The organism is Micromonospora sp. NPDC004336 (genome assembly GCF_053602615.1).
Window position 1 is genome coordinate 1 of record NZ_JBSGDY010000080.1, and the last position, 26,721, is coordinate 26,721.

Genomic DNA, 26,721 nt, shown 5'->3' on the forward strand with positions numbered 1-26,721 from the left:
CGCAGGCGGTGACGTGCCCTTACTCGGCCGTACGCATGGTGTAACGACCCCGGCCCGCCCACGATTCCGCGCCCACGATGCCCCCGGTCACACCCTCGAACCGGACACCGGACACAAATCCGACGCGCCGACATCACGCACCCCGCACATGCCGCCGCCGGGGGGCACGGCCCGTCACCCTGTGGGGCTGATGTCGCAAACGAATCACCTCTGCGCGGAGGTGGACCCTGCGGGGCGTCGCGGAGCTGATGCCGTGGGCGATCCGCCCCATGCGCGAGGGACGGACACCTGCGGGGCGCTGTCGAGCTGCCCCACCTATTGGGGCAGCGTGCCTCACCCGATGACGCCGTCCACCGGACCGATGACCTCGCAGGCCCGGTGAGCGCACGAGATCTTGGCAGAAAAGCGCCCCTCCAGGGGCCATTTCTCACCAAGATCTCCCCAGGCACCGCTCCGGCGACGGGGTCTGGCCCGCACCACGACGCACCGCAAGCGACCGCGACCGCCCAGAGCCGAGCCCACACCCCCACCACGACGCACCGCAACCCAGGCCCACCCAGCGGACCGCACCGGCCCCAGGCCCACCCCGGCAAGCACAGCAACCCAGACCGGCACACCGGGCCCGATCCCGCCCCACCACCCCGGCAAGCGCAGCAACCCAGACCGGCACACCGGGCCCGATCCCGCCCCACCACCCCACCGGCCGGACTAGCCTCGACACGAGGGCCGGGCGCGACGCCTGCGGAGGTGATGTCGGATGGCCGAAGCCACCGACGCGGCGGTGCTGGTCGGGCTCGGCTCGGAGCGCAACCTGCCGGTGGTGCGGCTGGCCGCGCAGGAGGCCGCCGCGTACGGCCGGCCGTTGTGCCTGCTGCACGCCTTCAACTGGACGGCGGCTCTGGAGGCGCCGTCGATCGCCGGTCCACGCGCCGAGGCCGAAGAGTTGATCTCGCGAGCCACCGGGGTCGCCAACGAGGTCGAGCCGGCCCTGCCCGTCAGCGCGGAGATCATCGAGGGCGCCCCCGTGCCCACCCTTCTCCGCCGGTCGGAGTCGGCCTTCCTGCTCGCCATCGGCGACGCCGGCATGGCGACCTGCGCGGACTGCGTGCCGGCCGACGCGGCGGCGGTGCAGATCGCCGCCCGGGCCGGGTGCCCGGTGCTGGTGGCCCGCCGGGAGCCGCCGCCCCCCGGCCCCGTGCTGGTCGGCGTCGACGGCTCCGACAGCTCCCGGGGCGCGCTGGAGTGGGCGTTCGAGTGCGCGGCCGGGCGGGGGGCGCGGCTGCTCGCCGTGCGGGTCGTCGAGCCGGAGGAGGCCACCGAGGATCCCGACCTGCTCGGCGGGCTGGTGGCGCCGTACGCGGACCGCTTCCCCTCCGTCGCGGCCGAGTGTCACACGATCCGCGGCGATCCCGGCAACGTCCTGGTGGAGCAGTCCCGCTCGGCGCAGGTGGCGCTCGTCGCCGCCCGGGGCGACGAGCCGTGGCGCGGCATGCTCGGCGCGGTGAGCCAGGCGCTGCTCTACCACTCCCCCGCGCCGGTGATCGTGGTGCGCGGACGGACGGGGATGTCGACGGACGGGGCGTAACGCCCGCCCGGCGCAGGACCAACGGCCCTGATCGACATCGGCGTCGACCGGGGAAGCTGAGATCGGCCCGGACGAATCCGCGCTCCGAGGATGCAGGATTCCCCTACCCGCGAGAGGCTCATGCAGTATGGACACCGCTCTCGACCTGCACAGCCCCCTGACCGAAGACGAGCTGCGCCGGCTCGACGCCTACTGGCGGGCGGCCAACTACCTGACCGTCGGGCAGATCTACCTGCTCGACAACCCGCTGCTGCGTGAGCCGCTGGCGCCCGAGCACGTCAAACCCCGACTGCTCGGCCACTGGGGCACCAGCCCCGGCCTGAACCTGCTCTACGCCCACCTCAACCGGGTGATCGTCGCCCGCGACCTGTCGGCCCTGTTCGTCACCGGCCCGGGCCACGGTGGCCCGGCGATCGTGGCGAACACCTGGCTGGAGGGCACCTGGAGCGAGCTCTACCACCACATCGGCCGCGACGAGGCCGGCATGGCCAGGTTGTTCCGCCAGTTCTCCTTCCCCGGCGGCATCCCCAGCCACGTGGCGGCGGAGGTGCCGGGCTCGATCCACGAGGGCGGCGAGCTTGGGTACGCGCTGAGCCACGCCTACGGCGCGGCGTTCGACAACCCCGATCTGCTGGTCGCCTGCGTCATCGGCGACGGGGAGGCGGAGACCGGCCCGCTCGCCGGGAGCTGGCTGTCCAACGTCTTCCTCAACCCGGCCCGCGACGGGGCGGTGCTGCCCATCCTGCACCTCAACGGCTACAAGATCGCCAACCCGACCGTGCTGGACCGGATCCCCGCCGACGACCTGCTCGACATGATGCGCGGCTTCGGCTACCAGCCGTACGTGGTGGAGGGCGACGACCCGGCCACCGTGCACCAGACGCTCGCCGCCACGCTGGACCGGGCGTTGGACGAGATCGCCGCCATCCAGCGGCGGGCCCGCTCCGGCGGCACCGTCGAGCGCCCCCGCTGGCCGATGATCGTCCTGCGTACGCCGAAGGGCTGGACGGGGCCGCGCGACGTCGACGGCAAGCAGGTCGAGGGCACCTACCGCGCGCACCAGGTGCCCCTGTCCGAGGTACGCAAGAACCCGGAGCACCTGGCCGAGCTGGAGCGCTGGCTGCGCAGCTACCGGCCGGAGGAGCTCTTCGACGCCACCGGCGCGCCGGTCGCCGAGCTGGCGGAGCTGCCGCCGAGGGGCGACCGCCGGATGAGCGCCAACCCGGTCAGCAACGGCGGGCTGGTGCTGCGCGACCTGGCGCTGCCGGACTTCCGCGACTACGCCGTCGACGTGCGGCGGCCCGGCGAGACCGTGGCCGGCGCGACCGGCGCGCTCGGCCCGTGGGTACGCGACGTGATCACCGCCAACCCGCAGACGTTCCGCCTCTTCGGCCCCGACGAGGTCGCCTCGAACCGACTCGGCGCGGCGTTCGAGGTCACCGACCGGGCCTGGGTGGCCGGGACGGTCCCCGGCGACGAGCACCTCTCGCCCGACGGGCGGGTGATGGAGGTCCTCTCCGAGCACCTCTGCCAGGGCTGGCTGGAGGGCTACCTGCTCACCGGCCGGCACGGCATCTTCACCAGCTACGAGGCGTTCATCCACATCGTCGACTCGATGGTCAACCAGCACGCCAAGTGGCTGAAGGTGACCCGGGGCATCCCGTGGCGCAAGCCGGTGGCCTCGCTGAACTACCTGCTCTCCAGCCACGTGTGGCGGCAGGACCACAACGGCTTCTCCCACCAGGACCCGGGCTTCATCGACCACGTGATGAACAAGAAGGCCGAGGTCGTGCGGGTCTACCTGCCGCCGGACGCGAACACCCTGCTCTCCACCATGGACCACTGCCTGCGCAGCCGGCACTACATCAACGTGGTGGTGGCCGGCAAGCAGCCGGCGCCGAACTGGCTGTCGATGGACGAGGCGGTCCAGCACTGCCGGCGCGGCATCGGCATCTGGGACTGGGCCAGCACGGACGCGGGCAGCGAGCCCGACGTGGTGCTCGCCTGCGCCGGCGACGTGCCGACGCTGGAGACGCTGGCCGCGGCGGACCTGCTGCACAAGCACCTGCCGGAGCTGAAGGTGCGGGTCGTCAACGTGGTCGACCTGATGCGCCTCCAGCCGCCGACCGAGCACCCGCACGGCCTGTCGGACAAGGAGTTCGACACCATCTTCACGCAGGACAAGCAGGTCATCTTCGCCTACCACGGCTACCCGTGGCTGATCCACCGGCTGACCTACCGGCGGACCAACCACGCCAACCTGCACGTGCGCGGCTACAAGGAGGAGGGCACCACCACCACGCCGTTCGACATGGTGATGCTCAACGACCTGGACCGCTTCCACCTGGTCATCGACGTGATCGACCGGGTGCCCGGGCTGGCCGCCCGCGCCGCCCACCTGCGGCAGGAGATGGTCGACGCGCGGCAGTCCTGCCGGGACCACACCCGCGAGCACGGCGAGGACGACCCCCGCGTCGCGGAGTGGCGTTGGGTCCGCGAGACGGACCCCGAACTGCGCGGTGACCAGTGAGCGCGAGGAGTGAGCCTGCGAGCCCCGCAGTCACGAACGAGGAGGTTTCGATGGGCAACAACGAGATCCTGGTCGGCTACGACGGCTCCACGGACGCCTCCGTCGCCCTGGAGTGGGCGCTGGAGGAGGCCGGTCGCAGCGGCCGGCCGGTCCGGCTGGCGTACGTCTTCGAGTGGTTGACCGTGGCGAGCTGGGTCGGGCCGGGCGTCGCCCCGGGCATCTGGCCGGACGAGACGGCCCGCCGCCAGGTCGAGGAACTGGTGAGCAAGGCCGCGGCCGACGCCGCCGCCGCGCACCCGGAGCTGACCGTCACCGGCGAGGTGTTCGACGGGCCGCCCGCGTTGGTGCTCCAGGAGCGCTCGGCGCAGGCCGGCCTGCTGGTGCTGGGTACCCGCGGGCACGGCGGCTTCGGCGGGCTGCTCGTCGGCTCCACCGCTGTCGCGGTGACCGCCCACGCGCACTGCCCGGTCGTGGTGGTCCGCGGCGAGGCCGCCGCCGGCGGGCGGGCCGGTCACGTCGCGGCCGGCGTGGACGGCTCCGAATGCTCGCTGCTCGCGCTCGGCTTCGCCTTCGAGCAGGCCGCGGCCCGCCGGGTGCCGCTGCACGTGGTGCGGGCCTGGCACCCGCCCACCGGCCAGCGTCCGCCGGCGGGTCCCGAGGCGCGGGAGGCCACGGCGGCCGACCGGGCCGAGCTGGACGAGCAGGTCGCCCGCTGGAGCCGGACGTTCCCCGACGTGGCGGTCACCGTCGAGGTGGCCGAGGGCAGTCCGGCGTCGCTGCTGGTCGACGCCAGCCGCAACGCGGCCCTGGTCGTGGTCGGCAGCCGGGGCCGGGGCGGCCTGGCGGGGATGCTGCTCGGGTCGGTCAGCCAGCAGCTCATCCAGCACGCCCACTGCCCGGTGGCGGTCGTCCGGGAACGGTGAGCGAAGGGGCACCCCGGCGTCGGATTCCGACGCGCGGGGTGCCCCTCCTAACGCTCGCCGCCGGCCGGCGCGGCCGGGCTCAGCGAGAAGTACTCCTCTTCCTCCTGCGTGAGGTGCAGCCGGAGCACCGCCTCCAGGCCGTAGAGGGCGGCGAGCAGGTCGGTGAGCTGGTCCCGGCGCAGCGGGCCGTCGCCGGCCTGGGCGAGGTGCGCGCCGACGCGGTCCACCAGCTGCCGGATCTCCACGTGGGCGCGGCTCATCGTCGAGGTCGCCTCGGCGCTGCCCAGCGGGTCGGCCAACGCCGGGTAGAGGTGCCGCTCCTCGGCGGCCTCGTGGGGCAGCACCGCGTCGGTCAGCCGCCGGTGCGTCTCGCGCAGCGCCGGCACGCACTCGGGCGCGTCGGGCCGCGTGGCGACCAGGTCGGCGGTGTCCCGCAGCCCGGCCAGCACGTCGCGGATCCCGCCGTGCTCGCCGGCGTACCGGTCGAGCAGCTCGCGGGTGTCCGGCGACACGTCGCGGCGGCGCAGCCCGCCCCCGAGCGCGCGCAACGCGTTGAGGATCACCAGCACGTCGATGCCCTCCTGGAGGAACGCCCCGGCGACCGGCGGCAGCCGTCCGACGGCGGCGACGACCATCGCCAGCACGGCGAGGCCCATCCCGACGGTGGCGCTCTGCACCGCGATCCGGCGGGCGTACCGGGCGATCTCCACCGCGTCGGCGAGCCGGTCCAGCCGGTCGACGGTCAGCACCGCGTCGGCGACGTCGGCCGAGGCGGTCGCCCCGGTGGCGCCCATGGCCACCCCGACGTGCGCCTCGGCCAGCGCCGGGGCGTCGTTCACCCCGTCGCCGACCATGACGGTGACCGCCCGCCCGGCCTCCTCGCGTACGCGGGCCACCTTCTCCGGCGGCGAGCACCGGGCCAGCACGTCGTCCACGCCGGCCGCCTGCGCGACCTGGGCGGCGGTGTCGGGCCGGTCCCCGGTGACCATCACGATGCGGCCCAGCCCCGCCTCGCGCAGCCGGCGCACGGTGCGGCGGGCGTCGGGGCGCACCGGGTCCTCCAGCACGATCGCGCCGAGCGGGCCGGCCTCGCCGCTGACCCAGACCACCGAGCGGCCCGTCAGCTCGGCCCGGGAGCGGGCCCGCCGCGCCCACTCGGGCAGGTCGTCGTCGAGCTGGCCGACGCGGACCAGCCGCCCGTCGACGTACCCGCGCACGCCCCGCCCCGGCTCCTCCGTCACCCCGGTCGGCTCGCCGAGCGGCAGCCCTCGCCGTCGCGCCTGCGCCACCAGCGCGCGGGCCAGCACGTGCGGGGAGAGCTGCTCGACCGAGGCGGCGAGGCGCAGCACGTCCTCGCGGCTCCCGCCGGGGGCGGCCTCGATCTCGGCGGCGCGGGGACGCCCCGCCGTCAGCGTGCCGGTCTTGTCCACCAGCAGGACGCGGGCCCGGCCGAGCAGTTCCAGCGAGCCGCCGTCGCGGACCAGCACGCCGCGCCGGGCGGTGCGGGACAGCCCGGAGACGATGGCGATGGGGGTGGCCAGCAGCAGCGGGCACGGGGTGGCGACCACCAGCACGGCCACCGCCCGGACGAACTCGCCGGAGAGGAGCCAGCCGAGCCCCGCCAGGACCAGCGTGAACGGCACGAACGCGGCGGCGTACCGGTCGGCGAGGCGGACCATCGGCGCCTTGCGGGCGGTCGCCTCCTCGGCCAGCCGGACGATCCCGGCGTAGGTGCTTCCCGCCGCGTCCTTCGTGGCGCGCATCCCGAAGCCGGCCCCGGCGTTGACCACGCCGCTGGCGACCTGCTCGCCGGCGGCGCGCCGCACCAGCCGGGACTCGCCCGTCACCGCCGACTCGTCCAGCGTCACCGGCTCGTCGACCTGCCCGTCGACCGGCACCACGTCGCCGGGGCCGACCAGCAGCCGGTCCCCCGCCGCCACGGCCGCCAGCGGCACCTCCTCGACGCTCCCGTCCGGGCCGCGCCGCCGGGCCGTGCGGGGGGCGCGGGCGAGCAGCGCGCGCAGGTCGCGGGTCGCCCGCCCCTGGGCGTACGTCTCCAGCGCCCGCCCGGTGACCAGCATCAGCGCGATCACGGCCCCGGCCAGGTACTCCCGCACGACCAGCGCGCCGGCCAGGGCCAGCACAGCGATCACGTCCACCCCGAACTGCCGGCGCCAGAGCTGCCGCAGCACGGCCCACGCGGCGGGCGCCAGGGCGGCCACGGTGGCGGACGCCCACACCAGGTCGGCCGCGTCGCGCCGGCCGGCCAGCCACAGCGCGGCCCCGGCCAGCACCAGCGCCGTCACCCCGGCCAGCGGCACCCAGCGCAGCAGGCGCGCGCGGTCCCGCCGTACCGGCTGCTCCGGCACGCACTCCCGCGGCGGCGTTCCCACCTGCGGATCGTCCCAGCGTCCGCGCCTCCGGGGAGGGCATCCGGGCGAACCGCCGGGGCGAAGTGCCCTGCCGCGCCGGGACCTGCGTACCGTGCGTGGTCGTCGGGCATGCCGCAGGATGGAGCGGCAACCCGGCCCGGGGCACGTCGGGCTGGGGCACGATGGGGAGAAACGGAAAGGTCGTGACGATGAGCCACGAGACGCCGGCTACGGGCCGCCCGCTGACCACCGCCCTCGCGGAGGCCGCCGCGACGGCCGGGCACGCCCCGTCGGTGCACAACAGCCAACCGTGGCGCTGGCGGGTGCTGCCGGACGCGTTGGAGCTGCGCGTGGTCCGCGACCCCCGGCTGACCGCGACGGACCCGGAGGGGCGGCTGGTGGCGTACAGCTGCGGGGCAGCGCTGCACCACGCGCGGGTGGCGCTGACCGCGGAGGGCTGGACGGCGGTGGTGGAGCGGATGCCCGACCCCGGCGACCCGGACCTGCTGGCCCGGCTGACCGGGCTGTCCCGGGCGGAGGTCGACCCGGAGGCCATGCGCCTGGTGCAGTGCATGCAGGTGCGGCACACCGACCGTCGCCCCGTCAGCGAGGAGCCCGTGCCGACCGCCGCCCTCGGGCAGATCGCCTCGGCGGTCGCCGCCGAGGGGTGCCAGCTCCAGTTCCTCGACCGCGACAACGTGATGGAGCTGGCCGCCGTGGCCAGTCGCGCCGCGTCGGTCGAGGCGGAGGATCCGCAGCTGCGCGAGGAGCTGCTGTACTGGACCAGCCGTGGCGGCACCGGCACCGGCCTGCCGCCGGAGGTGCTGCCCGAGGAGGCGCCGCAGACCACCGTGCCCGGCCGCGACTTCGGCCGCCCCGGCACCCTGCCGGTCGGCCCGGGGCACGACCGGGCCGCCGTGTACGGGCTGCTCTACGGCGACGAGGACGAGCCGGACAGTTGGCTGCGCGCCGGCGAGGCGCTCTCGGCGGCCTGGCTGACCGCCACCCGGCTCGGGATCTCGGTGGTGCCGCTCAGCGGCGTGGTGGAGGTGGCCGGCACCCGGCAGACGCTGCGTGGGCTGCTGGCCGGCCTCGGCTACCCGTACCTCGTCATGCGGCTGGGGATCGCCGACCCGGCGCACGCCGGGCCGCCGCACACCCCGCGGCTCGCGGTGGCGCAGGTGGTGGACACCTCGGCGGTACGCGACACCGACGCGTAGCGCGGCCCTCGGGTCGGAGCCACCGGGCGATAGCATCGTCCGGTGGCCGCCAGCGCACCGAACCCCCGGCATGAACCGCACGCGACCCCCTCGCTGGGGTTGAGCCCGCTGTCCCGGGTGCGGCTCGACGAGCTGCTCCAGGAGATGCTCGACCGGGTCGGCGAGGTGGTGACCAGCCGGGAGCGGCTGCGCGCCCTGCTCGACGCGGTGGTCGGCATCGGCAGCGACCTCGATCTGCGCAGCACCCTGCAGCGGATCGTCGAGGCGGCCTGCGAGCTGGTCGGCGCCCGCTACGGCGCGCTCGGCGTCATCGGCCACGACCGGATGCTGCACGACTTCATCACCCACGGCATCGACGCCGAGCTGCACGCCAAGATCGGCGACCTGCCCCACGGGCGGGGCGTGCTCGGCCTGCTCATCGACGATCCGCGCCCGCTGCGGATGCCCGACATCACCCAGCACCCCAAGTCCTACGGCTTCCCGCCGCACCACCCGCCGATGCACAGCTTCCTCGGCGTCCCCGTGCGCATCCGCGACCACGTCTTCGGCAACCTCTACCTCGCCGAGAAGCAGGGCGGCGCGGAGTTCACCGAGGACGACGAGGAGATCGTGGTCGCGCTCGCCGCGGCGGCCGGCGTGGCCATCGAGAACGCCCGGCTCTACGCGCTGGCCCACCGGCGGGAGAGCTGGCTGGCCGCGACCGCCGAGATCACCGGCGTGCTGCTGGGCGAGGTACGCCGCACCGACGCGCTGGCGCTGGTGGCGCGCCGCGCCCGCGAGGTCGCCGAGGCGGAGGTCGCCCTCGTCCTGCTCTACGACCCGGACGCCGAGGAGTTCACGGTCGAGGTGGTGGACGGCGCCGCCGACCAGACCGCCGCACTGGTCGGCACGGTCTTTCCCGCCGCCGAGACGAGCTTCGCCGCCGCCGTCACCGAGGGCCGGCACGACCAGGTCGCGGACCTGGCCCACGCGGCGCCCTGGCCCGCGCTGCTCAGCACCGGGCCGGCGGTGATCTCCCCGCTGGCCACCGCCGACACCCTGCACGGCGTACTGGTGATCGCGCACCGCCCCGACCGGTCGCCCGCCGCCAGCGACGACGACATGGCCCTGCTGGGCAGCTTCGCCGGCCAGGCCGCGCTGGCCATGGAGCGGGCCCGTGGGCAGGAGGAGCGGGAGCTGCTGGTGGTCCTGGAGGACCGCGAGCGCATCGCCCGTGACCTGCACGACGTCGTCATCCAACGACTCTTCGCCACCGGCCTGCAGTTGCAGAGCGCCGCGCCGATGGCGACGAGGCCGGATCTCGCCAAGCGGATCAACGCGGCGGTCGACGACCTCGACGCCACCATCAAGGACATCCGCCGCACCATCTTCGAGCTGCGCACCCCGATGAGCGCGGCGCTGCGCACCGAGATCCGCGAGGCCATCGAGGTGGCCGCCGAGTCGCTCGGCTACCGGCCCAGCCTGGAGTTGGTCGGCCCGATCGACAGCGCCGTCCCCGAGCCGGTCCGCCCCGACCTCACCGCCGTGCTGCGCGAGGCCCTCTCCAACGCCGTACGGCACGCCAACGCCGACCGGGTGGCGGTGGCGGTGCGGGTCGACGCCGGTCAGGTGACGCTGACCGTCACCGACGACGGGGTGGGCTGCGACCCGGCCGCCGCCCGTGGTGGGCTGGTCAACCTGCGCGAACGCGCCGAACGCCACGGCGGCGAGTTCGAGGTGCGCCGCGCCGACCCCCACGGCACCGAGCTGCACTGGCGAGTCCCCCTCCGCGACTGACCCGCCCCACTCCCCCGCCCCACCCCGCCCCGCCTTCCCGCGCCCCCTTTCTCGCCCGCGATCTTGCACTTTCTGCCCCGACATAAGGAACAAATGCCGCACATCGAGGGCAGAAAGTGCAAGATCGGCGCGGGAGGGAGCGGGTGCGGCGGTGCGGCGCGGCGCGGCGGTGGGGGGTGGGGGGGAGGTTGGGGTGGGGGGTCAGTGGGTTTTGCCGAGGAGGCGGGTGGCTAGGACCGCCGCCTGGGTACGACGCTCCAGGCCGAGCTTGGCCAGCACGCTGGAGACGTAGTTCTTCACCGTCTTCTCGGCCAGGAACATCTTGCCGGCGATCTCCCGGTTGGTCAGGCCCTCGGCCACGTACTCCAGGATCCGCCGCTCCTGCTCGGTGAGCGACTTCAGCTCGCGGGGCTGCTCGACGCCGCTGCGGATGCGCTCCAGCACCCGGGTGGTGATCGCCGGGTCGAGCAGCGACTGGCCGGCCGCCACCCGGCGCACCGCGTCGACCAGGTCGGTGCCGCGGATCTGCTTGAGCACGTAGCCGGCCGCGCCGGCCATGATCGCCGCGAAGAGCGCCTCGTCGTCCTCGTACGAAGTGAGGATCAGGCCCTTGATCGACGAGTCCACGGCCCGGACGTCCCGACACACGTCGATGCCGTTGCCGTCGGGCAGGCGGGCGTCGAGAATCGCCACGTCCGGCCGCAGGGCCGGGATGCGACGCGCCGCTTCCTGGGCCAGGCCAGACTCGCCGACCACCTCGATGTCACCGCTGCTCTCCAGCAGGTCGGCCAGGCCACGGCGGACGACCTCGTGGTCGTCGAGCAGGAACACGCGGATCATCCCTAATTTCTACCCTCTCCCGAGCGGATTCCGCACGGGCCGAAGGTCCCGAACCACCATCATCCGCCCGCCGCCCGATCGGAGGCGGCGGTTCGCGAGCAACCCCGACCACCGTCGCCACGCCCTTCTGCCCGCCACGCCCTCCCGCCCGCCACGGGGCGCCGCCGGGCCGGGCCAGCCGCCTCCCCGCCGAGGCCGAGGTCCCCGATCCAGGACGGGCCGATCGACCGGAGGTCCCCGAGCCGAGACGGGGCCGGTCGGCCGAAGGCTCCCGAGCTGGCACGGGGCCGGCCGGGCCGAAGACCCCCGAGCCGGGACAGGGCCGGTCGACCGAAGGTCCCGAGCGGGCACGGGGCACTCGGGCCGAAGGTCCCCGCCCGGCCACGGGGCCGGTCGGGCCCGACGGGTCGGGACGTCCGGCCCTGCCCGCTCCCCGCCCCGCTGACGCACCGTGGAGGTGTACCAGACGGGGACGGCACGAACTGCCACGGAAGGAGCACAACCATGGACACCGGCTTCACCGTCGAGCAGCTGCGGGCCGCCGCGACCGACGCCGTACGGGCTCCGTCGCTGCACAACACCCAGCCGTGGCGGTTCCGGCTGCGCGACGGCGGCATCGAGGTGCTGGTCGACCCGGCCCGGCGCCTGCCGGCCACCGACCCCAACGGTTGGGGCGTCCGCATCGCCTGCGGGGCGGCGCTGTTCAACCTGCGGCTCTCCCTGGCCGCCGCCGGCACCCCGGCGAAGGTGCGGCTGCGCCCCTACCCGGCCGAGCCGGACGTGGTGGCCCGGCTGGTCCCCGACGTGCCGCGTCGCCCCACCCCCGCCGAACAGGCCCTGCACGCGGCGATCCCCCGCCGGTTCAGCAACCGGGCGCCGTTCTGGCCGGACCCGGTGCCCGCCGACGCCCGCTGGCGGTTGGGCGAGGCCGCCCGCGCCGAGGGATGCTGGCTGGAACTGCTGATCGGGGTCAGCGCGGTGAACGCGTTCGCCGAGATCGCCCGCAGCGCCCACCGGGTCCTCGAACGCGACCCGGCGTACGTGGCCGAACGGCAGGAATGGGTGCGCTCGGCCCCCGCCCCGGACGGCGTACCGGCCTCCTCCGGCGGCCCGCAGGGCGAACCGCAGGACCTGCTCCCCTCCCGGGGCTTCGGCGGCCTGAACCGGGCGCCGGGACGGGACTTCGAGCCGGAGCCGCTGGTCGCCGTGCTCGGCTCGCCCGGCAACACCGCCGTCGACCAGGTCGTCGCCGGGCAGGCGTTGCAGCGGGTGCTGCTGGCCGCCACGGACTCGGGGCTCGCGGTGTCGATGCTGTCCCAGCCGATCGAGGTGCCCAGCGCCCGCGAGCAGCTAAGGCTGTCGCTGGGACGGTTCGGCACGCCGCAGATGGTGATGCGCATCGGTTACGGCCAGCCGGGCTGGCCGACCCCCCGCCGCGAGGTGGACGAGGTGCTCGGCCTGCCCGTGGTCAGCGGCTGAGACCGCCGATCGGGGCCGCCACGGATTCGGGCCGGCGGTGTCGATGCCGTCCCGGCCGATCGGGGTGCCCGGCTGCCGGGAACAGCTACGGCTGTCCCGGGGCGGTTCGGCACGCCGCGGACGGCGATGCGCATCGGGTACGGCCAGCCGGGCTGGCCGACCCCCCGCCGCGAGGTGGACGAGGTGCTGGACCTGCCGGTCGTGCGGTCGTGAGCAGCCCTCGCTCGTCCTCGGAGACGAGCGAGGGCCGACCATTACGGCGCACCGTGCCGCGCGTGGCGGCAGCCTAGCGGGACAGGATCCGCTTGATCGCCGGGCCGAGTGCGACCACGCTGGACGTGTCGTCGGGCTGGTGCGTCGCCCAGACCACGCCTCCCATCACCTCCGCAGGGTCGACGAGATCGGGTAGCACGCGCTCCACCGTCGAGGAGCCCAGTTCCGTCAGCAGTCGACGGGCCAGATCGCCGTCGCCGGCGATGGCTTCGGCCGGCCAGGTGGCGGTGCCGAGCCAGGCCAGCAACTGGCGCGCGACGGTCGCCGGGTCAGGCTCCGAACGGGTCATCCTGGCGACCATCCGGGGTATGGACGATTGATCGACCTTGGCTGCCATGTCTCCGGACATCCCACGCAACTCGTCGCGGAGGGCTACCGGCACACGATGCCGCGCCAACGCCTCGTCATCGTCGGCGCGCCTGAACTGGACGTCCCCCTCTTCCAACCCCAACGCGCCGATCATCTCGCTCAACAGGCTTCTCGATCCGCCCTGAACGCCCAACTCGGCGAGGAGGAGTTCCAGATCGACCGGATTCTCGGTCACAAGATCGACGCCGAAACGCTCCCGCTCCCAGGAAATAGCGCCTGGGTGCACCGACGCGGAACCGACGAGATCATTGTCGGTGCCATACAGCGCCAGCGTCATGTCACCGGGGCACCTGCAGATATCCCTGGACACCTCGCCCGAGGTCGTCAAATTCCACAGCTTCTCCAGGGCCGCAACGTCCGTGATCTCGGCGAGCACCTCACGTTCCGACAGCGGAGGACCGTCCTCCCCTTCGGACAGGATACGAGCAATGCGGACACGGCCCCTTGTATCGTCGAGCCACTGCCGCATTCGCTTACCTTTTTTCGATGAATTCAAGGACGAGCACCATCCTGGTCGTCGAAAGCGTTGTGCACAGCCCGGCCGGCACCGTAGAGGTGCCGGCCGAACTGTCGAGCTACCGCCTCACCACACTACATGCCGCCCAGTGACAGGTGCCCATGTCAGGTTTGACCAGAGTGCTGAGCAGGGTAGGCTCGCTGACCCTCTTGGATCCCTCGCGAACCCTGAGACCACTCGCGGGCAGCAGAGTGAAGTTCGGCATGGATTCCCCGGAGCGATAGATCTTCACCGGCGCGGGGGATGACCGTCCGCTCTCGACTCGGAAGGCGTCCGTGTCCATCAACTTCTTGGAGTAGGGCACGTAGACAGCGATCTCCGTACCCTCCGGGACGGTGAAGTTGCCGTTGGCGGTGTCGTGCTTTCCGTGCCCGGCGAACACCACTTCACCGTCCGGACGCCCGCCTGGCATGATCGCTTTAGGCGGTGCCGGAGCAGCGCGGGTACGCGCGGCATCCTCCGCCCGAGCGAGGATGTCGTCGGCCCACTTCCGGTTCTCCGCCCAGGCCATCAGGGCAGAACCCGCCCGACGGAGGGTGTCGACGATCGGATTGATCTTCTTGATCAGCTTGATGGCCTTGCCCCAGGGCACCATGTCGATGAGCGCCCAGGCGCACGCCTTCAGATCACCTCCGATACAGCCCATGATGTCGTTGATGCCGAAGAACTCGAGCAGAAGTTGACCGCCCGCCTTGACGATGATGTCAATGGCGTTCTGCTTCTTGACTTCCTTGGCGCGTTTGAGCTGTTCGTCGGTCGGGCCGCCGTTCTTTCCGCCCTTGCCGCCGCCGTTGCCGCCGCCGGCCTCGTGTGCCGCCCGGGCCGCAGCCCAGTCGTCGTCGCCGCACTTTCCGCCACAACCGTCGTTGTCGGCCTTGACGTCGTGGTAATTGCCGTACATGTCCTCGTAGTCGCCATTGCAGGCGTCATCGGAGCAGGACTTGAGGCCGGTCGGGTCGGCGAAGGTGACCGGGCTGTTGTTGCCGTAGGCGTAGGCGTTCCACTGCTGCGGATCCTTCAGATCCTGGATCGGGTCGACCGAGATGAAGCGTCCCAACCCGGGGTCGTACTGCCGGGCCCCGATGTTGGTCAGGCCGGTCGGGTCCTTGTCGCCGCCGACGAAGCCCTTACCGTTCGTCCACTGCGGCTGGCTGCCGCGCGGATCGCCGTACGGGGTCTGCCGGCGAACGCTGACCGCCTGGGTGCCGGCGTTGATCGCGGTCTGCTGGGTGCCCTGGTGGTCGGCGTAGAGCCAGGTCAGCCCGGTCGGGGTCCGGTTGCCCACCATCTTGCCGGCGAAGCTGTAGTAGCGGGTGCCGGTGACGACCGAGGTGTTCTCGCGCCGGATCTCCTGGCCCGGCAGGTAGAGGGTGGTGCCGGTGGCGTCGCGCCGGATCAGGCGCACGCCGCCTGCGTCGTAGATGTTGGTCTCGACGGTCTGCCCGCCCGCGCTCACCGAGGCGAGCTTGCCCTCGGAGTTCCAGTTCAGCGTCTGCGAGTTGGTTCCGGTGTCGCAGGCGTTGGCGGCCGTGCCGGTCGGCCGGCACGTCATGTTGCCGGCGTCGTCGTACGCGTACTTCGTGGTGACCGCCGACTGGCCCGGCGCCTGGGTGACGACCTGGGTGACGGCGTGCGGGCGGACGACGTCCTTGCCGCTGGCGGGCGTGGTGTAGGAGCGGGTGGTGTCGCCGGCGGCGGTGTGCACCTTCTCGCTGCCGCGGTTGCCGACGTCGTCGACGGTCCACTCGTGCCAGTACGGCGCCGGGCCGCCCAGGTTCGGCACGCTCGGGCCCGCGGCGCAGTCGATGTCGGACTTCGGCGTCCACGCGTTGGTCATCCGACGCAGTTCGTCGTAGCGGAAGCACTGGGTGTCCGCCGCGCCGACCTCCGGGGTGTCCGCGATCGACAGGATGTTGCCGGCCGCGTCCCGGGTGAACCGGGTGTCCGCCACCGTGCCCGTCGCGGTCTCCGGCTTGATCTTCACCCGGTCGACCCGCCGGGTCGTCAGGTCGTAGTAGGTGGTGTCCTGGACGTAGACCCCGCCGTCGACCTTGCGGGTGGTCAGCGTCGGCTCACCGTACTGGGTGTAGTCCTGGCCGATGACGTAGCGGCCGACGTTGATCAGGTTGGTGGCCAGCTCCGTCGGCAGGCCGGTGACGGCGTCGTACTTCGTCTCGACGTTCTCGGTGGTCAGGCTGCCGCCGGCCGGGTACGTGACGCTGGTCGGGCTGCCGTCGTACGGCGAGTAGCCGTAGCCGTAGACCCACGTGCCGGCCAGGCCGGTGCCCTCGTTGGTCGGGATGACGTAGTTCGCGCCGGTCGGCTGGTAGCGGGTGTTGAAGCCGCGCACCTGCCACTTGTAGGCGTTGGCGGAGCCCGCCGACTCGTACCGGATGCTCTGGGTGAGCTGACCGCGGACGGTCTGGCCGCTGTAGAGCTTGTCGTACTTCCACTCGGCGAGCTTGTTCGCGTCCGCGATGCTGCCCTGGTAGAGGCCGATCCGGCGGCCCAGCGAGTCGTACTGGTTGACCAGCACGTTGTCGTTGGCGTCGGTGGTCGACTCCACCTGGTCGTACGCCGTGTAGGTGGTGGTGGTCGTGCCCCTGTCCGGGTCCTTCGCGGTGATCTGCCGGCCCTTGACGTCGTAGGTGTTGACCCACTCGTTGCCGCCGGTGTCCTTGACCAGCGTCAACTGGCCCTTGTTGTCGTAGGTGTACGTCGTGACGTGGTCTGGCTTGGTTCCGGTCCGGTCGGGCCGCTGCCGCAGCTCAAGCGTCCGTCCCTCGATGTCCGTCTTCGTCGTGGTGATGGTGCCGCCGATCGGCGGGGTCACCACCGTGGTGTCACCGAGGTAGCGGGTGGTGGTGCGCCACTTCTCGACGAGGTTGGTGACGCCGTCGGTGCCGTAGAAGATCGCGTCGGTGGCCCGGGAGGCGTTGTCGTAGACCATCTTCGTCAGCGCCGGCACCGACCACTCCGGCTCCCACCAGAGCGCCCCGCTCGGTGCGCCCGGTTCGGCGTGGGCCTGGTAGGTCGTCACCGTGCGCCCCGTCGCGTCGTACAGCGTGTCGGTGACCACCCGGTCTCCGCCCACCCCGGCCTTCTGCGTCTGGCGCGGCCGCAGGAGGGCGTCCTTGATGTCGTACGACGTGAGGTAGCCGCCGCCTGCGTGGAGCACCCGGCTCTTCGTGTACGGGTAGGCGTCCTTGTTCGGGGCGTAGTGGTAGGTGTATTCGACGGAAGGGCTCGCCGGGTTCTCCGACTTCGACCAGCCGGCCTTCCAGCCCCGGGCCAGCCGACCCATCGGGTCGTACTCCATGTCGGCGACCCGGCCGTTGTAGTCCGTGGTCCGGATCGGCTGACCCCAGTAGGGCCGGGTCTCGATGGTGGTGGTCCAGTCGGTGGTGCCGCCGTTCGGGTCGGGCGTCTTCGTGACGACCTTCGTGACCGGCCCACCGGTGGCCGGCGTGTACTCCGTCGTCGCCGTCCGGCCGCGCACGTCGGTGGCGGTCTTCGGCCGCCCGTACGCGTCGAAGGTCGCCTGGCTGACGGTCTGCCAGACGGTGCCGCCGGCGGCCGACCAGTCACTGAGCTTGTCGACCCGGGTGACCGCGCCCGTGGTCGGCGCGGCGTCGATGCTGGTGGCGCCGTCGTAAAACTTCCGCTCGTCGGCGACGATGTCGTCCTGGGTCGCGGGCCCGGTCGCGCACGGCACTGCCTTGACGGTGAGCCGCTTGACCGTCTGCGTGATGTTCGCAGCGGTGTTCCGCGTGTACTGATACGTGGTGCACTTCTCGTCGCCCGTCTTGGCGACGTCGCCGTCGGCCTGAACGGTCTCGATGGTGCCGTACGTGTCGTGGAAGGTGGACACGTTGCGCGAGGTCCGCCACCCGCCAGCCCCGTCCACGCCGATGGCGACGGCGCTGTACGCGATCCGGGTGTTGGTCCAGCGGGCGGTCACCTCGTCGCCGTTGACGGTGCGGGTGGCCAGCGCCGACGAGCGCCACGGCACGTTGACGGTCTTGCTGACCGGCTTGGTGTCGACGCCGTTGTAGACGACCTGTTCGCGCACCATGCCGGCGAACTGGTCCTCGTCGTACACCGTCTCGGCGCCCAGGGAGGCGGCGACGGTGACGTTGCGGCTGCCGCCGGTCTTGGTGAGCCGGTCGCCGTGCATGCCGCGCAGGAAGGTGGTGCGGGTCAGGGTCTGCGCCGGGGCGTCGCCCTTGCGCACCTCGACCTGGGCGAAGCCGCGGAACTGGTTCCACGTCTTGCGCTTCGGCTTGACCAGCCCGTTGTCGTCGGCGTAGTGCCAGGCGGGGTCGCCGAGGAACTTGTAGTAGGTGTTCTGCACCGGCTGGCCGCGGTCGCTGCCGTTGGCCACGACCATCAGGTCGGACTCGGACACCTGCTTCACGACGTACTTGTGCCAGTACTCGGTGAGTTCCTTGCTGGAGTCGTACGGGTCGGGGCCGACGACCGGGTAGCAGAGCCGGGTGTTGCTCTCCGGCGCGGCCGGCTTGTTGCTGGCGGTGCAGTCGGGCAGGCTGTAGGTGACCTGGATCTTGCCGCCGGTCTCGGTGACGATGTTGCCGATCCGCATGCGGTTGTTGCTGGTGTTGTTCCTGGTCAGCACCCGGTTCGGCATCGACACCGGCACGAACGTCACCGCCGGCATGGTCTCGGTGCCGCCGACGAGGCCCCGGTACTGCACGGAGGCGAGCCACATGCCGGCATGGTCGCTGCCGTCACCGACGGCGGGATAGGTGTGGCCGAGCGTCCACGAGTCGACGGGCTGCCAGGCCGGGGTGGTCCTGGTGGTGTCCCAGACCTGGGTGGTGACGGTCGACAGCCGCTTGGTGGTCCAGAACGTGGGCCCGTAGTTCTCCCCGCAGTTCGCCGCCGTGGCCGTGCACTCCTGGTCCCACGGCACGTCCTTCCAGTGCGCCGCGTCCTTGATGTGGCAGTCCTCCGCGCACCGGTCGGCGCTGGCCAGCACGACCTGCGCGAGCGGGGTCACCGACCGGTCGGTGGCGCCGCGGTCCCAGGTGCCGTAGTCGATCCGCTTGAGCACGCCGCCGCGCACGTAGTCGGCCTTGTTGGTCGACGTGGCGTTCCTGGCGTAGTGGTTGATCTCCTTGTCGTACCAGTACGACAGGGTGTTGCCGCGCGGGTCGACGACGTAGTCGAGGTTCCACCGCCAGGTCTGGTCGCAGAACGACGAGGCGAACGACGAGACGTTGCACGGCTCGTTGGTGTGGTTGCCGGCGACGGGGACGGTCCACGCGGAGTTCGTCGCGCTGCCCTGCCCCGGCAGGTTGTTCAGGCCGAAGAAGTACTGCACGCCGTCGGACGTGGTGACCTTCCAGTGCTCACCGTCGTCGTCGCCGTTGCTGGCGCCGGTCAGCTTCTCGATCTTCGAGCCGTCCGCGCTGCGGCTGTGCCAGCCCTTGCCTGCCTCGAAGATCAGCTCACCGCCGCGCCCGTTCAGCGACAGGGTGGCGTTGTCCGAGCGCCAGCACTGGTCGCCGGTGCGGTTGGTGCTGTTGTTGCCGCCGGTCATGTCGTCGGCGCACGGCACGTAGCTGCGCTCGATGTAGCCGGACCAGAGGTCGAAGCCCTCACCGACCCAGGACGGCTGGCTGTTCGACGCGTCCGACTGGCCGTCGACCTTGTCGGAGGTGTAGGACAGGCCCAGGGTCGGTGCCGGGCCGCCGACGGCCGGCGGCATCCGCATCGGGTACGACCAGCTGAACCCGCCCGTCGACGTGCCCGCCGACCAGGTCGCGCTGGCCGACATGGGGGTGGCGGAGAAGTCGCCCTCGGGCCCCGAGGAGCCGGCCGCCAGCGCCACCAGCGTGCCGGCGGCCCGCGCGTCCGCACCGGCGGCCGTGACCGGCACCTCGGCGGTGACGGAACTGCCGTCGTTGCGGGACTTCAGCCGCGTGGCCCCGCATCCGGCGGCGCCGGGGGTGCGCAGCCCGCACTCCGGCACCTGCCAGAGGGCCAGCCGCGACGACCAGTTGCCGCCGAAGGCGTGCCGGAACCCGCGGTAGTCGACCGAGACGGTGGCGGCGGCCGGCTCGGCCGCGTCGGCGCCCGGCGCGGCGGTCGCGCCCGCCGTGGTCCCCGGCTGCGCGTCGACGCCGCCGACGCGCAGCAGCAGGCCGTCGCGCCACCGGGCCGGCGCCGCCGCCCGGTCCAGCACCTCCACCGACACCGCCGACGCGCGGTCGCCCGCCGCGCCCGGGGCGCGGCTCACCGACACCGGTAGCGCGCCCGCCTTCACCGGCGCGCCGGCGGTCCGCCGCCCGCCGTCCGGGGCGGCGGGCAGGGTCACCGACGCCCTGCCGGGCTTCGGCCACACGGGGGCGGCGAGCTTCGCGCTCTCGGCCTCCTCGACGGGGTACGCCCGCCCCTGTGCCGTGGTGCCGTGCTTGTCGAGCTTCTCGCGCTGGCCGGTGAGCTTCGCCGGGTCGGGCGCCGCCTGCGCGGGCACCGACAGGCCGGAGACGGCGAGGGCGCCGGTGAGCGCAGCCGCGACGACAGCACGGAACCGGTTGGTCCTGTTTGTCCGCTGTCGCGGCGGTTTGGGGGGCTGTTTCGGGACGCGTTTCACTGTGCCTCCACAGGCGCGGTCGATGGGTCGGAACGGAGGTGAGGGGGATCAGTCGACGGGCTCGACCGTCTCGGCCGACTCGGAGTTGAAGAGGATCCTGACGGCGGTGTCCGTGAGGGCGCCCTGGTAGAGACCGAGGTCGTCGACGTCGCCGCGCAACCGGTTGACCATGCCCGGGGTGCCTCCGGCCGCGGTCCACTGCGCGCCACCCACGGCCAGCGGTCCGGTGGCGTCGAACGCACCGGTGAACGAGCCCGAGAAGGGGACGGTGGCCTCCAGGACGCCGTTGACGTAGAGGCGGATCTGCCGCCGGGCGACGTCGTGGACCCCCACCAGATGGGTCCAGCGGGACAGGTCGTCCTCCACGTTGATCGCCTGCGACGTCATCAGCGCCTCCCTGCTGTTGCCGTCGACGTCGTTGTCGGCACCGAAGACGCTGAACGACCACCGGTACGCCGTCACGCCGTTCTCCACCCGATCCCGCAGCCCCAGGTAGAAGGCGGACTGCTTCGCGCCCCGCTGGGACACGACCGTCTGGACGCCGCCCAGCGCCGACGGGCGTACCCAGACCGCGACCGAGAACGACTGGTCGGTACGCAGGACCCGGCCGTTCTGCCACACGGGGTTCTGCGGCTCGCCGAGGTTGTCCTGCGACAGGCCGTACTCCCGGGTGCTCAGGCCGTAGTAGGGATCGGTGGTGTCCTCGGTGAAGTGCGTCATGTCCAGCAGCAGCCCGTCGTCGCGGTGACCGGCCCCGACGTTGCTGCCCTGGGTCAGGACCAGGCGACGGCCGAACTGGCCGGCCTCCGGAGCGCTGCACAGCGTCGGGTCGAGGAACTCCTCGTAGCAGGGCTGGGCGCCGGAGAAGGTCCAGTCGCCGACCTTGACGGCGCTGAGCATCCCGGGCTCGTCGAAGCCGCCCGACTCCGGGTCGTCGGCGGACTGGCCGAGGAAGTCGTGGCCGACGAGGGCCCGGTCGTAGACCTGGACGTCGGCCAGGTTGCCCTTGAACCAGTTGCTCGGCGCGCCGGCACTCCAGCCACGGCCCAGGACGAACCTGCCGTTCGCGCCCCACGGAGCGACGGTGCGGGCGACCTCGGCGGCGAGGGCACCGTCGACGTAGAGCCGCACCTTGCCCGCGGTCTGGTCGTAGACGCCCGCGACGTGCGTCCACCGGCCCACGTCCGCGGTGGTCAACGCGGTGGCGCTGAACGCGGCCCGGCTCGCGCTGGTCTGGAGGTCGGTGTCCTTCATCAGGAACGACCAGCGCGGCGTCGCCGGCGAACCTTCGAGGCGCGTACCGAGGTGGAACCCGGCGGCGCTCGCACCCTCCTGCGAGGCCACCACCATGTCCGTCGCCGTCGGCAGGGAGTTCAGCCGCACCCAGCCCGCGACGCTGAACGACCTGGTGGTGTCGACGACCTTCGTCGTGGTGGTCAGCGCCGAGGAGGTGCCGTTGAACGAGGCCGTCTCGCCCCGGATCATCCTCAGGTCACCGGTCCAGGAGACGCTGCCGCCGGTGAAGGAGTTGTCGCCGGCCAGCGTCGGCTGGCTGTCCGCCATCGGTCCCGGGTCGACGCCCGGATAGTTCTCCAGCCCCCACCGGGCGACGGCGGGCGTCGGCCGGGCCGCGGTGAACTCGTGCGAGCCGTAGCCGACGTTGCCGGCGCCGTCGACGGCGGAGACCGAGATGGTGTTCTGGCCGTACCTCGGCACCACGAGCGACACGCTGGCCTGCTTGCCCGTCATGCGGAGCCCCGTCGCCGGGTCGATCCAGTTGCCGGCGGTGGCGGCGATCTCCGTGGTGGGCGGGTTCACCCAGCCGTACCGGAACTTCGTCACGGTGGTGTCGGTGGAGCGGACCGCGAAGGTGGCCACGGTGCCCGGCACCGGGGTCGCGGAGGTGAGCGTCGCGGTCACGGGTGGCACCTTCGTGTCGGCCACGAATTTGCACCAGTCGGACCAGACGCTGGTGCGGCTGTAGGGGGCGGGGTCGGTGGCCCTGGCGCGGAACGCGTACGTGACGGCCTCCGACACGGTCACCGGCGGCGTGGTGGAACGGCCGCCGGCGGGCACGGACGCTCCGGCGGGTGGCGTCCGGCGCGGCGTCGACGCGTCGATGACCCCGTTGGCGGGCACCTGCACCCACTCGTACGCCGTGGCCAGCGCCTGGGTGGTGTCGGCGTCGGGGAAGATCGCCGAGAACGTCGGCTTCAGGGTGCCGACGACCAGCGTGGTGTTGGCCGGGCAGGCCACCCCGGCCGCCTGGAGGCTGCTCGGCTTGCCGGGGATGTTGTCGTAGTCGACCACGAGCTTGGCGTTGCTGGGGAAGAACTTCTTCCACCGGTCGGTGGTGGACTCGCCCGAGCCGTCGGTGGCGCTGCACGCGCAGAACGCGAACGTGATGTTCGTGGCGTTGCTGGTCGCGTGGGTCTGGATGACGCTGGTGACGGCCGAGCCGGTGAAGTTGACCGTCATGTCCGGCTGCGGGGAGTCCGAGCAGCCCGAGCCCTCGTTGGCGTGCGAGCTGGCCGAGGCCTTCAGGCCGTTCAGCTTCGGCGACCAGCTGGTGCGCGGCGTCGAGGCGATGCCGGCCGAGTGGTACATGTACGTCGGCGTGTTGCCGCAGGACCAGGAGTGGTCCAGCTTCATCTGCACGTACGCCGACTCGATGTGCTTGCCCTTCATCGCGGTCAGCGGGAAGTCGAAGAACGACCGGTAGAGCTTGCCGGAGTCCGGGTCCCTGCCGACGCGGGCGACGCTCGTGTCGGTGTTGTTGGTGTTGTTGTTGGTGGCGTACGCCCATCGGGACTTGCCGGTCGACCAGGCGGGGTCGATGTAGACGGGGTAGGCCGCGTCCGGTGCGAGCAGCTTCGCGTCCGGCCGCAGCACCAGGTCGCCGCCGGTCACCTCGACACCCACCGGCGCGGTCTTCGCCGCGTCGCCCGGCGCCGCCGCCGACGACCGCGCCGGCAGCCCGCCGCCGGTCAGGGCGTCGGGGCGGTCCGCCCCGGCCGAACGGGACGAGGCGGCCGGCGCGGTGTCGTTCGAGTCCCACATCACGGCGGGCTCGGCGGAGGCGATCTGCTCACCGCCCGCCGTCGCGGTGAGCCGGCCGTTGGCGCCCCGCACCACCCGGGCGTCGCCGCCCAGGTCGAACCGCAGCTCCCGCAACGCCGGATTCGCCGCCGCCCGCGCGTCCTTGACCACGAACACGTGCGTGAAACCGGTCCGCGTCGCCCGCAACACCAGGTCCGTGCCCGGCAACACCTCCGCGTACGTCGCCGCGTCACCACTGACCGACGGCTTCGGCAACCCACCCGGCCAGGACAGAGTCAGCGACTTCCCCCGCCGGACCAGCGTCACCGCCGCACCCGCACCGCCGTCGGAGAACCGCACGTCCGCCACCGACGCCGCCGGACGCCAGCCACCCGGCACCCGCCGCAACGACAGGTCGACGTCCGCCCACGACCCGTCCGACCGCTTCACCCGCTGCGGCAGCACCGCCGACTCGGCCGTGAAACCACCAGCCGGGTTCGCGAACACCTGCGTCAGCTCCGTACGCGCCGACGCCACCTCTACCCGCCGGCCCGACCGCACCGCCGCCGCGGCCGCCGAACCCGCATCCGGCGCCACCGACGGACCGGGGCGCGTCGCGGCGGGCTCTGCGCGCACCGCGGACGGCACCCCCAGAACCGACGCCGCCAGCGTCGCGGACACCGCCGCCGCGAGCAGTCGGAAGCCCCTCGACCTGCGCCCAGGCAGCAGCCACCGGCCAGCAGTCATCGCAATCCCCCGTGGAAGATGAGAGTTAGTCGGGCGAACTGTAGGGGCGCCTCCGATGCTTGTCTATATCGATCACGATGCGTGATCCAAAAACGGACACCGCTGCCCAGCGGGCACCGGGAAAACACCCACCGTGAGCACCCGCCGGGACGCGCGACGACGACCGTCCACAGTGGATCACGGACGGCCGTCGTGTCGGTCATGTCCGGGCCCTGGCCGGCGACGAAACCGCCCGTCGCGGGCCCGGCGGCGGTGAAGCCGCCCCGCGGCGGGGCGCGGGGCGCGGCGACACACCCGGCGGACCTGGCGTCGGTCAGCCCCTCGTCGCGCCCGTCGCCGACAGCAGCGCCGCCTCCCGCTCCGGGGCCAGGCCGACGGGGGCGCGCTGCGGCCGGCCGGCCCGCGGCGGGACCGTGCCGACCCTCCGCAGCCAGGCCCAGGTGTCCGCGACCGTCTCGGCCACCGGGCGACAGGTCAGCCCCGCCGCGTACGCCCGCTCGACGTCGCGTTCCTGCAGCCAGCGGTACTCGTGCCCGGCCGGGATCCAGATCGGCAGGTCGTTCCACGGCGCCACGCCGGCGGCCAGGATCGGCTCCGGGTCGGTCCAGCGCAGCCTGGCGTCGGCCCCGGTGACGGCCACGCAGGCGGCGAGCAGCTCGCCGATGGTGGCGTGCCCCGTGCGGCTCAGCACGTTGAACGTCCCGCCCAGCCCCGCCGCGCCCCGGTCCAGCATCCAGGCCGCCATGTCCCGGACGTCGACGTACTGCAGCGGCAGGTCGACCGGGCCCGGCGCCAGCACGTCGCCGCCCCGGGCGATCCGCCCCACCCACCACGGCAGCCGGCCGATGTCCTCCCCCGGCCCCAGGATCAGCCCGGCCCGGGCGATCAGCGCCCGGTCGCCGAACACCTCCCGCACGGCCCGCTCGCCGCCGGCCTTGTTGTGCGGGTAGTCGGTGTCGTCGGCGTCCGGCTCGCCGGCCACCAGGGGGGCCTCCTCGCCCACCCAGGGCGCGACGGGCGGCGCGTAGACCGAGCCGCTGGAGACGTAGACGTACGCGCCGACCCGGTCGACCAGCGCGCGGGCGGCGTCCCGCGCCGCCCGGGGGGCGCCGTCCCAGGTGTCGACCGCCACGTCCCACTCGCCGTCCGCCAGCGCCGCGAGGCCACCGGGCGTCGTCCGGTCACCCCGCAGCCGGCGTACGCCCTCCGGCGTCGCCCCGTGCAGGCCCCGGTTGAACACCGTCACCGACCAGCCCCGGCGCACCCCCTCGGCCACCGTCGCGCCACCCACGAAACCTGTCCCACCCAACACCAGCAGTCTCATACGTCCACTGTGCCGGGCTCGGCGCGGCGGTCCCGCCCGTGTTCACGGTGAGCGGATCTGCCCACGGCAGACAGCGCCCGCGTACGCCGGTCAGCGCGGGTTGGCCGAGTCGTAGGCCGCCCGCGCGGCGAAGAAGGCGGTGGCGGGCCTGCTCACCGACCTCGGCTGGCCGCCGGAACGGATCGTCGACCTCGGCGGGGTGGCGAACGCCTGGTGGCCCGAGTCCTTTGTGCTCATGGTGCGGCCGCTGGTCGCCACCCTGGGGCCGGTGCCGTTCGCGCTGGCGGTCGCCCACTGAGCCGGGCGGCGGGTGCCGACGCCGGTCGGGAGTGCGGATGCTGGTGGGCGATACTGGGTTTGAACCAGTGACCTCTTCCGTGTCAAGGAAGCGCGCTCCCACTGCGCCAATCGCCCGGGGTGACCGCCAGGTCCGGCGGGCCGGACCGCGAACAGGCGGATCGCGAGCGGACGACGGGATTCGAACCCGCGACCCTCACCTTGGCAAGGTGATGCGCTACCAGCTGCGCTACGTCCGCGTGCCGCCGGCGTTCGTCGGCGACGGGGGAAACTCTACCCGACGGCAAGATCGCCCGGCACGCGGCCCCGCCGGTACGGCAGCCGGGCACCGCGGGCCCCCTGCCGCGCCGGGATGGTTGCGCTGGTCAGCCGCGGGGTACTGATGGCCCTCGACAGCACACCACATCCCCTGACCAAGGAGGCTGTCGTGGGTATCGGCACCAGCATCTTCCTGATCGCGCTCGGCGCGATCCTCACCTTCGCGCTCGACGCGAGCCTGGGCGGCATCAACCTCGACGTCGTGGGCTGGATCCTGATGGCGGCCGGCGTGCTCGGCCTCGTCATGACCACCCTCATCTGGGGCCGCCGCCGCCAGGTGGTCAGCACGACCGAGCCGGTGGAGTACCGCCGGGTCGAGGAGCGCCGGGACGTCGCCCCGCCGCTCTGAGCGGGGATCGGCCCGGGGCGGAGGCGGTGAAGCCCTCGACGGGCTCTGGAAACGGCGAAGGCCCGTCACCTGATGGTGACGGGCCTTCGTGCTGGTGGGCGATACTGGGTTTGAACCAGTGACCTCTTCCGTGTCAAGGAAGCG

General features: G+C 72.9%; 14 protein-coding genes, 2 tRNA genes and 1 pseudogene. 9 read left to right on the forward strand and 8 right to left on the reverse strand.

Features of this window, described 5'->3' with window-relative positions; translation table 11 throughout:
- The first annotated feature begins 757 nt into the window (after window positions 1-757).
- From ACWENR_RS17780 to ACWENR_RS17790, 3 genes are all read left to right on the forward strand, one after another.
- Window positions 758-1,585 carry a universal stress protein gene (locus tag ACWENR_RS17780; protein ID WP_452278084.1) on the forward strand — a complete coding sequence of 276 codons (828 nt, stop codon included), beginning with the start codon at window positions 758-760 and terminating at the stop codon, window positions 1,583-1,585.
- A 127-nt stretch (window positions 1,586-1,712) separates the two neighbouring features.
- Window positions 1,713-4,115, forward strand: coding sequence for a phosphoketolase family protein (locus tag ACWENR_RS17785; RefSeq protein ID WP_452278085.1), 2,403 nt, complete (start codon window positions 1,713-1,715; stop codon window positions 4,113-4,115).
- Window positions 4,116-4,165: 50 nt separating this feature from the next.
- Window positions 4,166-5,038, forward strand: coding sequence for a universal stress protein (locus tag ACWENR_RS17790; RefSeq protein ID WP_452278086.1), 873 nt, complete (start codon window positions 4,166-4,168; stop codon window positions 5,036-5,038).
- A gap of 47 nt (window positions 5,039-5,085) precedes the next feature.
- On the opposite strand, the gene ACWENR_RS17795 is transcribed toward ACWENR_RS17790, so the two are convergent.
- Entirely contained in the window at window positions 5,086-7,431 is a 2,346-nt protein-coding gene (locus ACWENR_RS17795; protein ID WP_452278087.1) for a heavy metal translocating P-type ATPase, read from the reverse strand.
- Window positions 7,432-7,619: 188 nt separating this feature from the next.
- On the opposite strand from ACWENR_RS17795, the gene ACWENR_RS17800 reads away from it, so the two are divergent.
- Together ACWENR_RS17800 and ACWENR_RS17805 are read left to right on the forward strand one after the other, a co-directional pair.
- The gene (locus tag ACWENR_RS17800) at window positions 7,620-8,630 is read left to right on the forward strand and encodes an Acg family FMN-binding oxidoreductase (protein WP_452278088.1); all 1,011 of its coding nucleotides are present in this window, start codon (window positions 7,620-7,622) and stop codon (window positions 8,628-8,630) included.
- Window positions 8,631-8,729: 99 nt separating this feature from the next.
- Complete coding sequence (locus ACWENR_RS17805; RefSeq protein ID WP_452278097.1) at window positions 8,730-10,406, forward strand: GAF domain-containing protein; 1,677 nt, start codon at window positions 8,730-8,732, stop codon at window positions 10,404-10,406.
- A gap of 201 nt (window positions 10,407-10,607) precedes the next feature.
- Here the strand turns inward: ACWENR_RS17805 and ACWENR_RS17810 are convergent, their stop codons facing one another.
- Window positions 10,608-11,246 (reverse strand): response regulator, encoded by a 639-nt coding sequence (locus tag ACWENR_RS17810; RefSeq protein ID WP_452278089.1) that lies wholly within the window; start codon window positions 11,244-11,246, stop codon window positions 10,608-10,610.
- A gap of 504 nt (window positions 11,247-11,750) precedes the next feature.
- On the opposite strand from ACWENR_RS17810, the gene ACWENR_RS17815 reads away from it, so the two are divergent.
- Both ACWENR_RS17815 and ACWENR_RS17820 read left to right on the forward strand, forming a co-directional pair.
- Window positions 11,751-12,725 carry an Acg family FMN-binding oxidoreductase gene (locus ACWENR_RS17815; RefSeq protein WP_452278090.1) on the forward strand — a complete coding sequence of 325 codons (975 nt, stop codon included), beginning with the start codon at window positions 11,751-11,753 and terminating at the stop codon, window positions 12,723-12,725.
- A pseudogene (locus ACWENR_RS17820) lies at window positions 12,713-12,938 on the forward strand (Acg family FMN-binding oxidoreductase); the annotation flags it as partial. The gene ACWENR_RS17815 and the pseudogene ACWENR_RS17820, both read left to right, overlap by 13 nt.
- A 73-nt stretch (window positions 12,939-13,011) precedes the next feature.
- Here ACWENR_RS17820 and ACWENR_RS17825 read toward each other — a convergent pair.
- From ACWENR_RS17825 to ACWENR_RS17840, 4 genes are all read right to left on the reverse strand, one after another.
- A complete protein-coding gene (locus tag ACWENR_RS17825; RefSeq protein WP_452278091.1) occupies window positions 13,012-13,836 on the reverse strand; it encodes a hypothetical protein in 825 nt (274 codons plus the stop codon).
- Between the two features lie 106 nt (window positions 13,837-13,942).
- The gene (locus tag ACWENR_RS17830; RefSeq protein ID WP_452278092.1) at window positions 13,943-20,503 is read right to left on the reverse strand and encodes a putative adhesin; all 6,561 of its coding nucleotides are present in this window, start codon (window positions 20,501-20,503) and stop codon (window positions 13,943-13,945) included.
- Window positions 20,504-20,551: 48 nt separating this feature from the next.
- Window positions 20,552-24,049 (reverse strand): LamG domain-containing protein, encoded by a 3,498-nt coding sequence (locus ACWENR_RS17835; RefSeq protein WP_452278093.1) that lies wholly within the window; start codon window positions 24,047-24,049, stop codon window positions 20,552-20,554.
- Window positions 24,050-24,602: 553 nt separating this feature from the next.
- On the reverse strand, window positions 24,603-25,613 hold the full coding sequence (locus ACWENR_RS17840; protein WP_452278094.1) for an NAD-dependent epimerase/dehydratase family protein: 1,011 nt from the start codon (window positions 25,611-25,613) through the stop codon (window positions 24,603-24,605).
- A gap of 139 nt (window positions 25,614-25,752) precedes the next feature.
- Between ACWENR_RS17840 and ACWENR_RS17845 the strand changes: the two genes are divergently transcribed.
- Window positions 25,753-25,911, forward strand: coding sequence for a hypothetical protein (locus ACWENR_RS17845; protein ID WP_452278095.1), 159 nt, complete (start codon window positions 25,753-25,755; stop codon window positions 25,909-25,911).
- A gap of 41 nt (window positions 25,912-25,952) precedes the next feature.
- Here ACWENR_RS17845 and ACWENR_RS17850 read toward each other — a convergent pair.
- Together ACWENR_RS17850 and ACWENR_RS17855 are read right to left on the reverse strand one after the other, a co-directional pair.
- Window positions 25,953-26,027 (reverse strand) — tRNA-Val (locus ACWENR_RS17850).
- Between the two features lie 49 nt (window positions 26,028-26,076).
- Window positions 26,077-26,149: transfer RNA gene (locus ACWENR_RS17855), tRNA-Gly, on the reverse strand.
- A 188-nt stretch (window positions 26,150-26,337) separates the two neighbouring features.
- On the opposite strand from ACWENR_RS17855, the gene ACWENR_RS17860 reads away from it, so the two are divergent.
- Entirely contained in the window at window positions 26,338-26,577 is a 240-nt protein-coding gene (locus ACWENR_RS17860) for a DUF6458 family protein (protein ID WP_452278096.1), read from the forward strand.
- Window positions 26,578-26,721 lie beyond the last annotated feature (144 nt).

Bases quoted from the DNA above. Each gene is read 5' to 3' on its own strand.
- ACWENR_RS17790 (WP_452278086.1), top strand. From the start codon at position 4,166: ATGGGCAACAACGAGATCCTGGTCGGCTACGACGGCTCCACGGACGCC.
- ACWENR_RS17810 (WP_452278089.1), bottom strand. From the start codon at position 11,246: ATGATCCGCGTGTTCCTGCTCGACGACCACGAGGTCGTCCGCCGTGGC.
- ACWENR_RS17800 (WP_452278088.1), top strand. From the start codon at position 7,620: ATGAGCCACGAGACGCCGGCTACGGGCCGCCCGCTGACCACCGCCCTC.
- ACWENR_RS17780 (WP_452278084.1), top strand. From the start codon at position 758: ATGGCCGAAGCCACCGACGCGGCGGTGCTGGTCGGGCTCGGCTCGGAG.
- ACWENR_RS17840 (WP_452278094.1), bottom strand. From the start codon at position 25,613: ATGAGACTGCTGGTGTTGGGTGGGACAGGTTTCGTGGGTGGCGCGACG.
- ACWENR_RS17825 (WP_452278091.1), bottom strand. From the start codon at position 13,836: ATGCGGCAGTGGCTCGACGATACAAGGGGCCGTGTCCGCATTGCTCGT.
- ACWENR_RS17785 (WP_452278085.1), top strand. From the start codon at position 1,713: ATGGACACCGCTCTCGACCTGCACAGCCCCCTGACCGAAGACGAGCTG.
- ACWENR_RS17815 (WP_452278090.1), top strand. From the start codon at position 11,751: ATGGACACCGGCTTCACCGTCGAGCAGCTGCGGGCCGCCGCGACCGAC.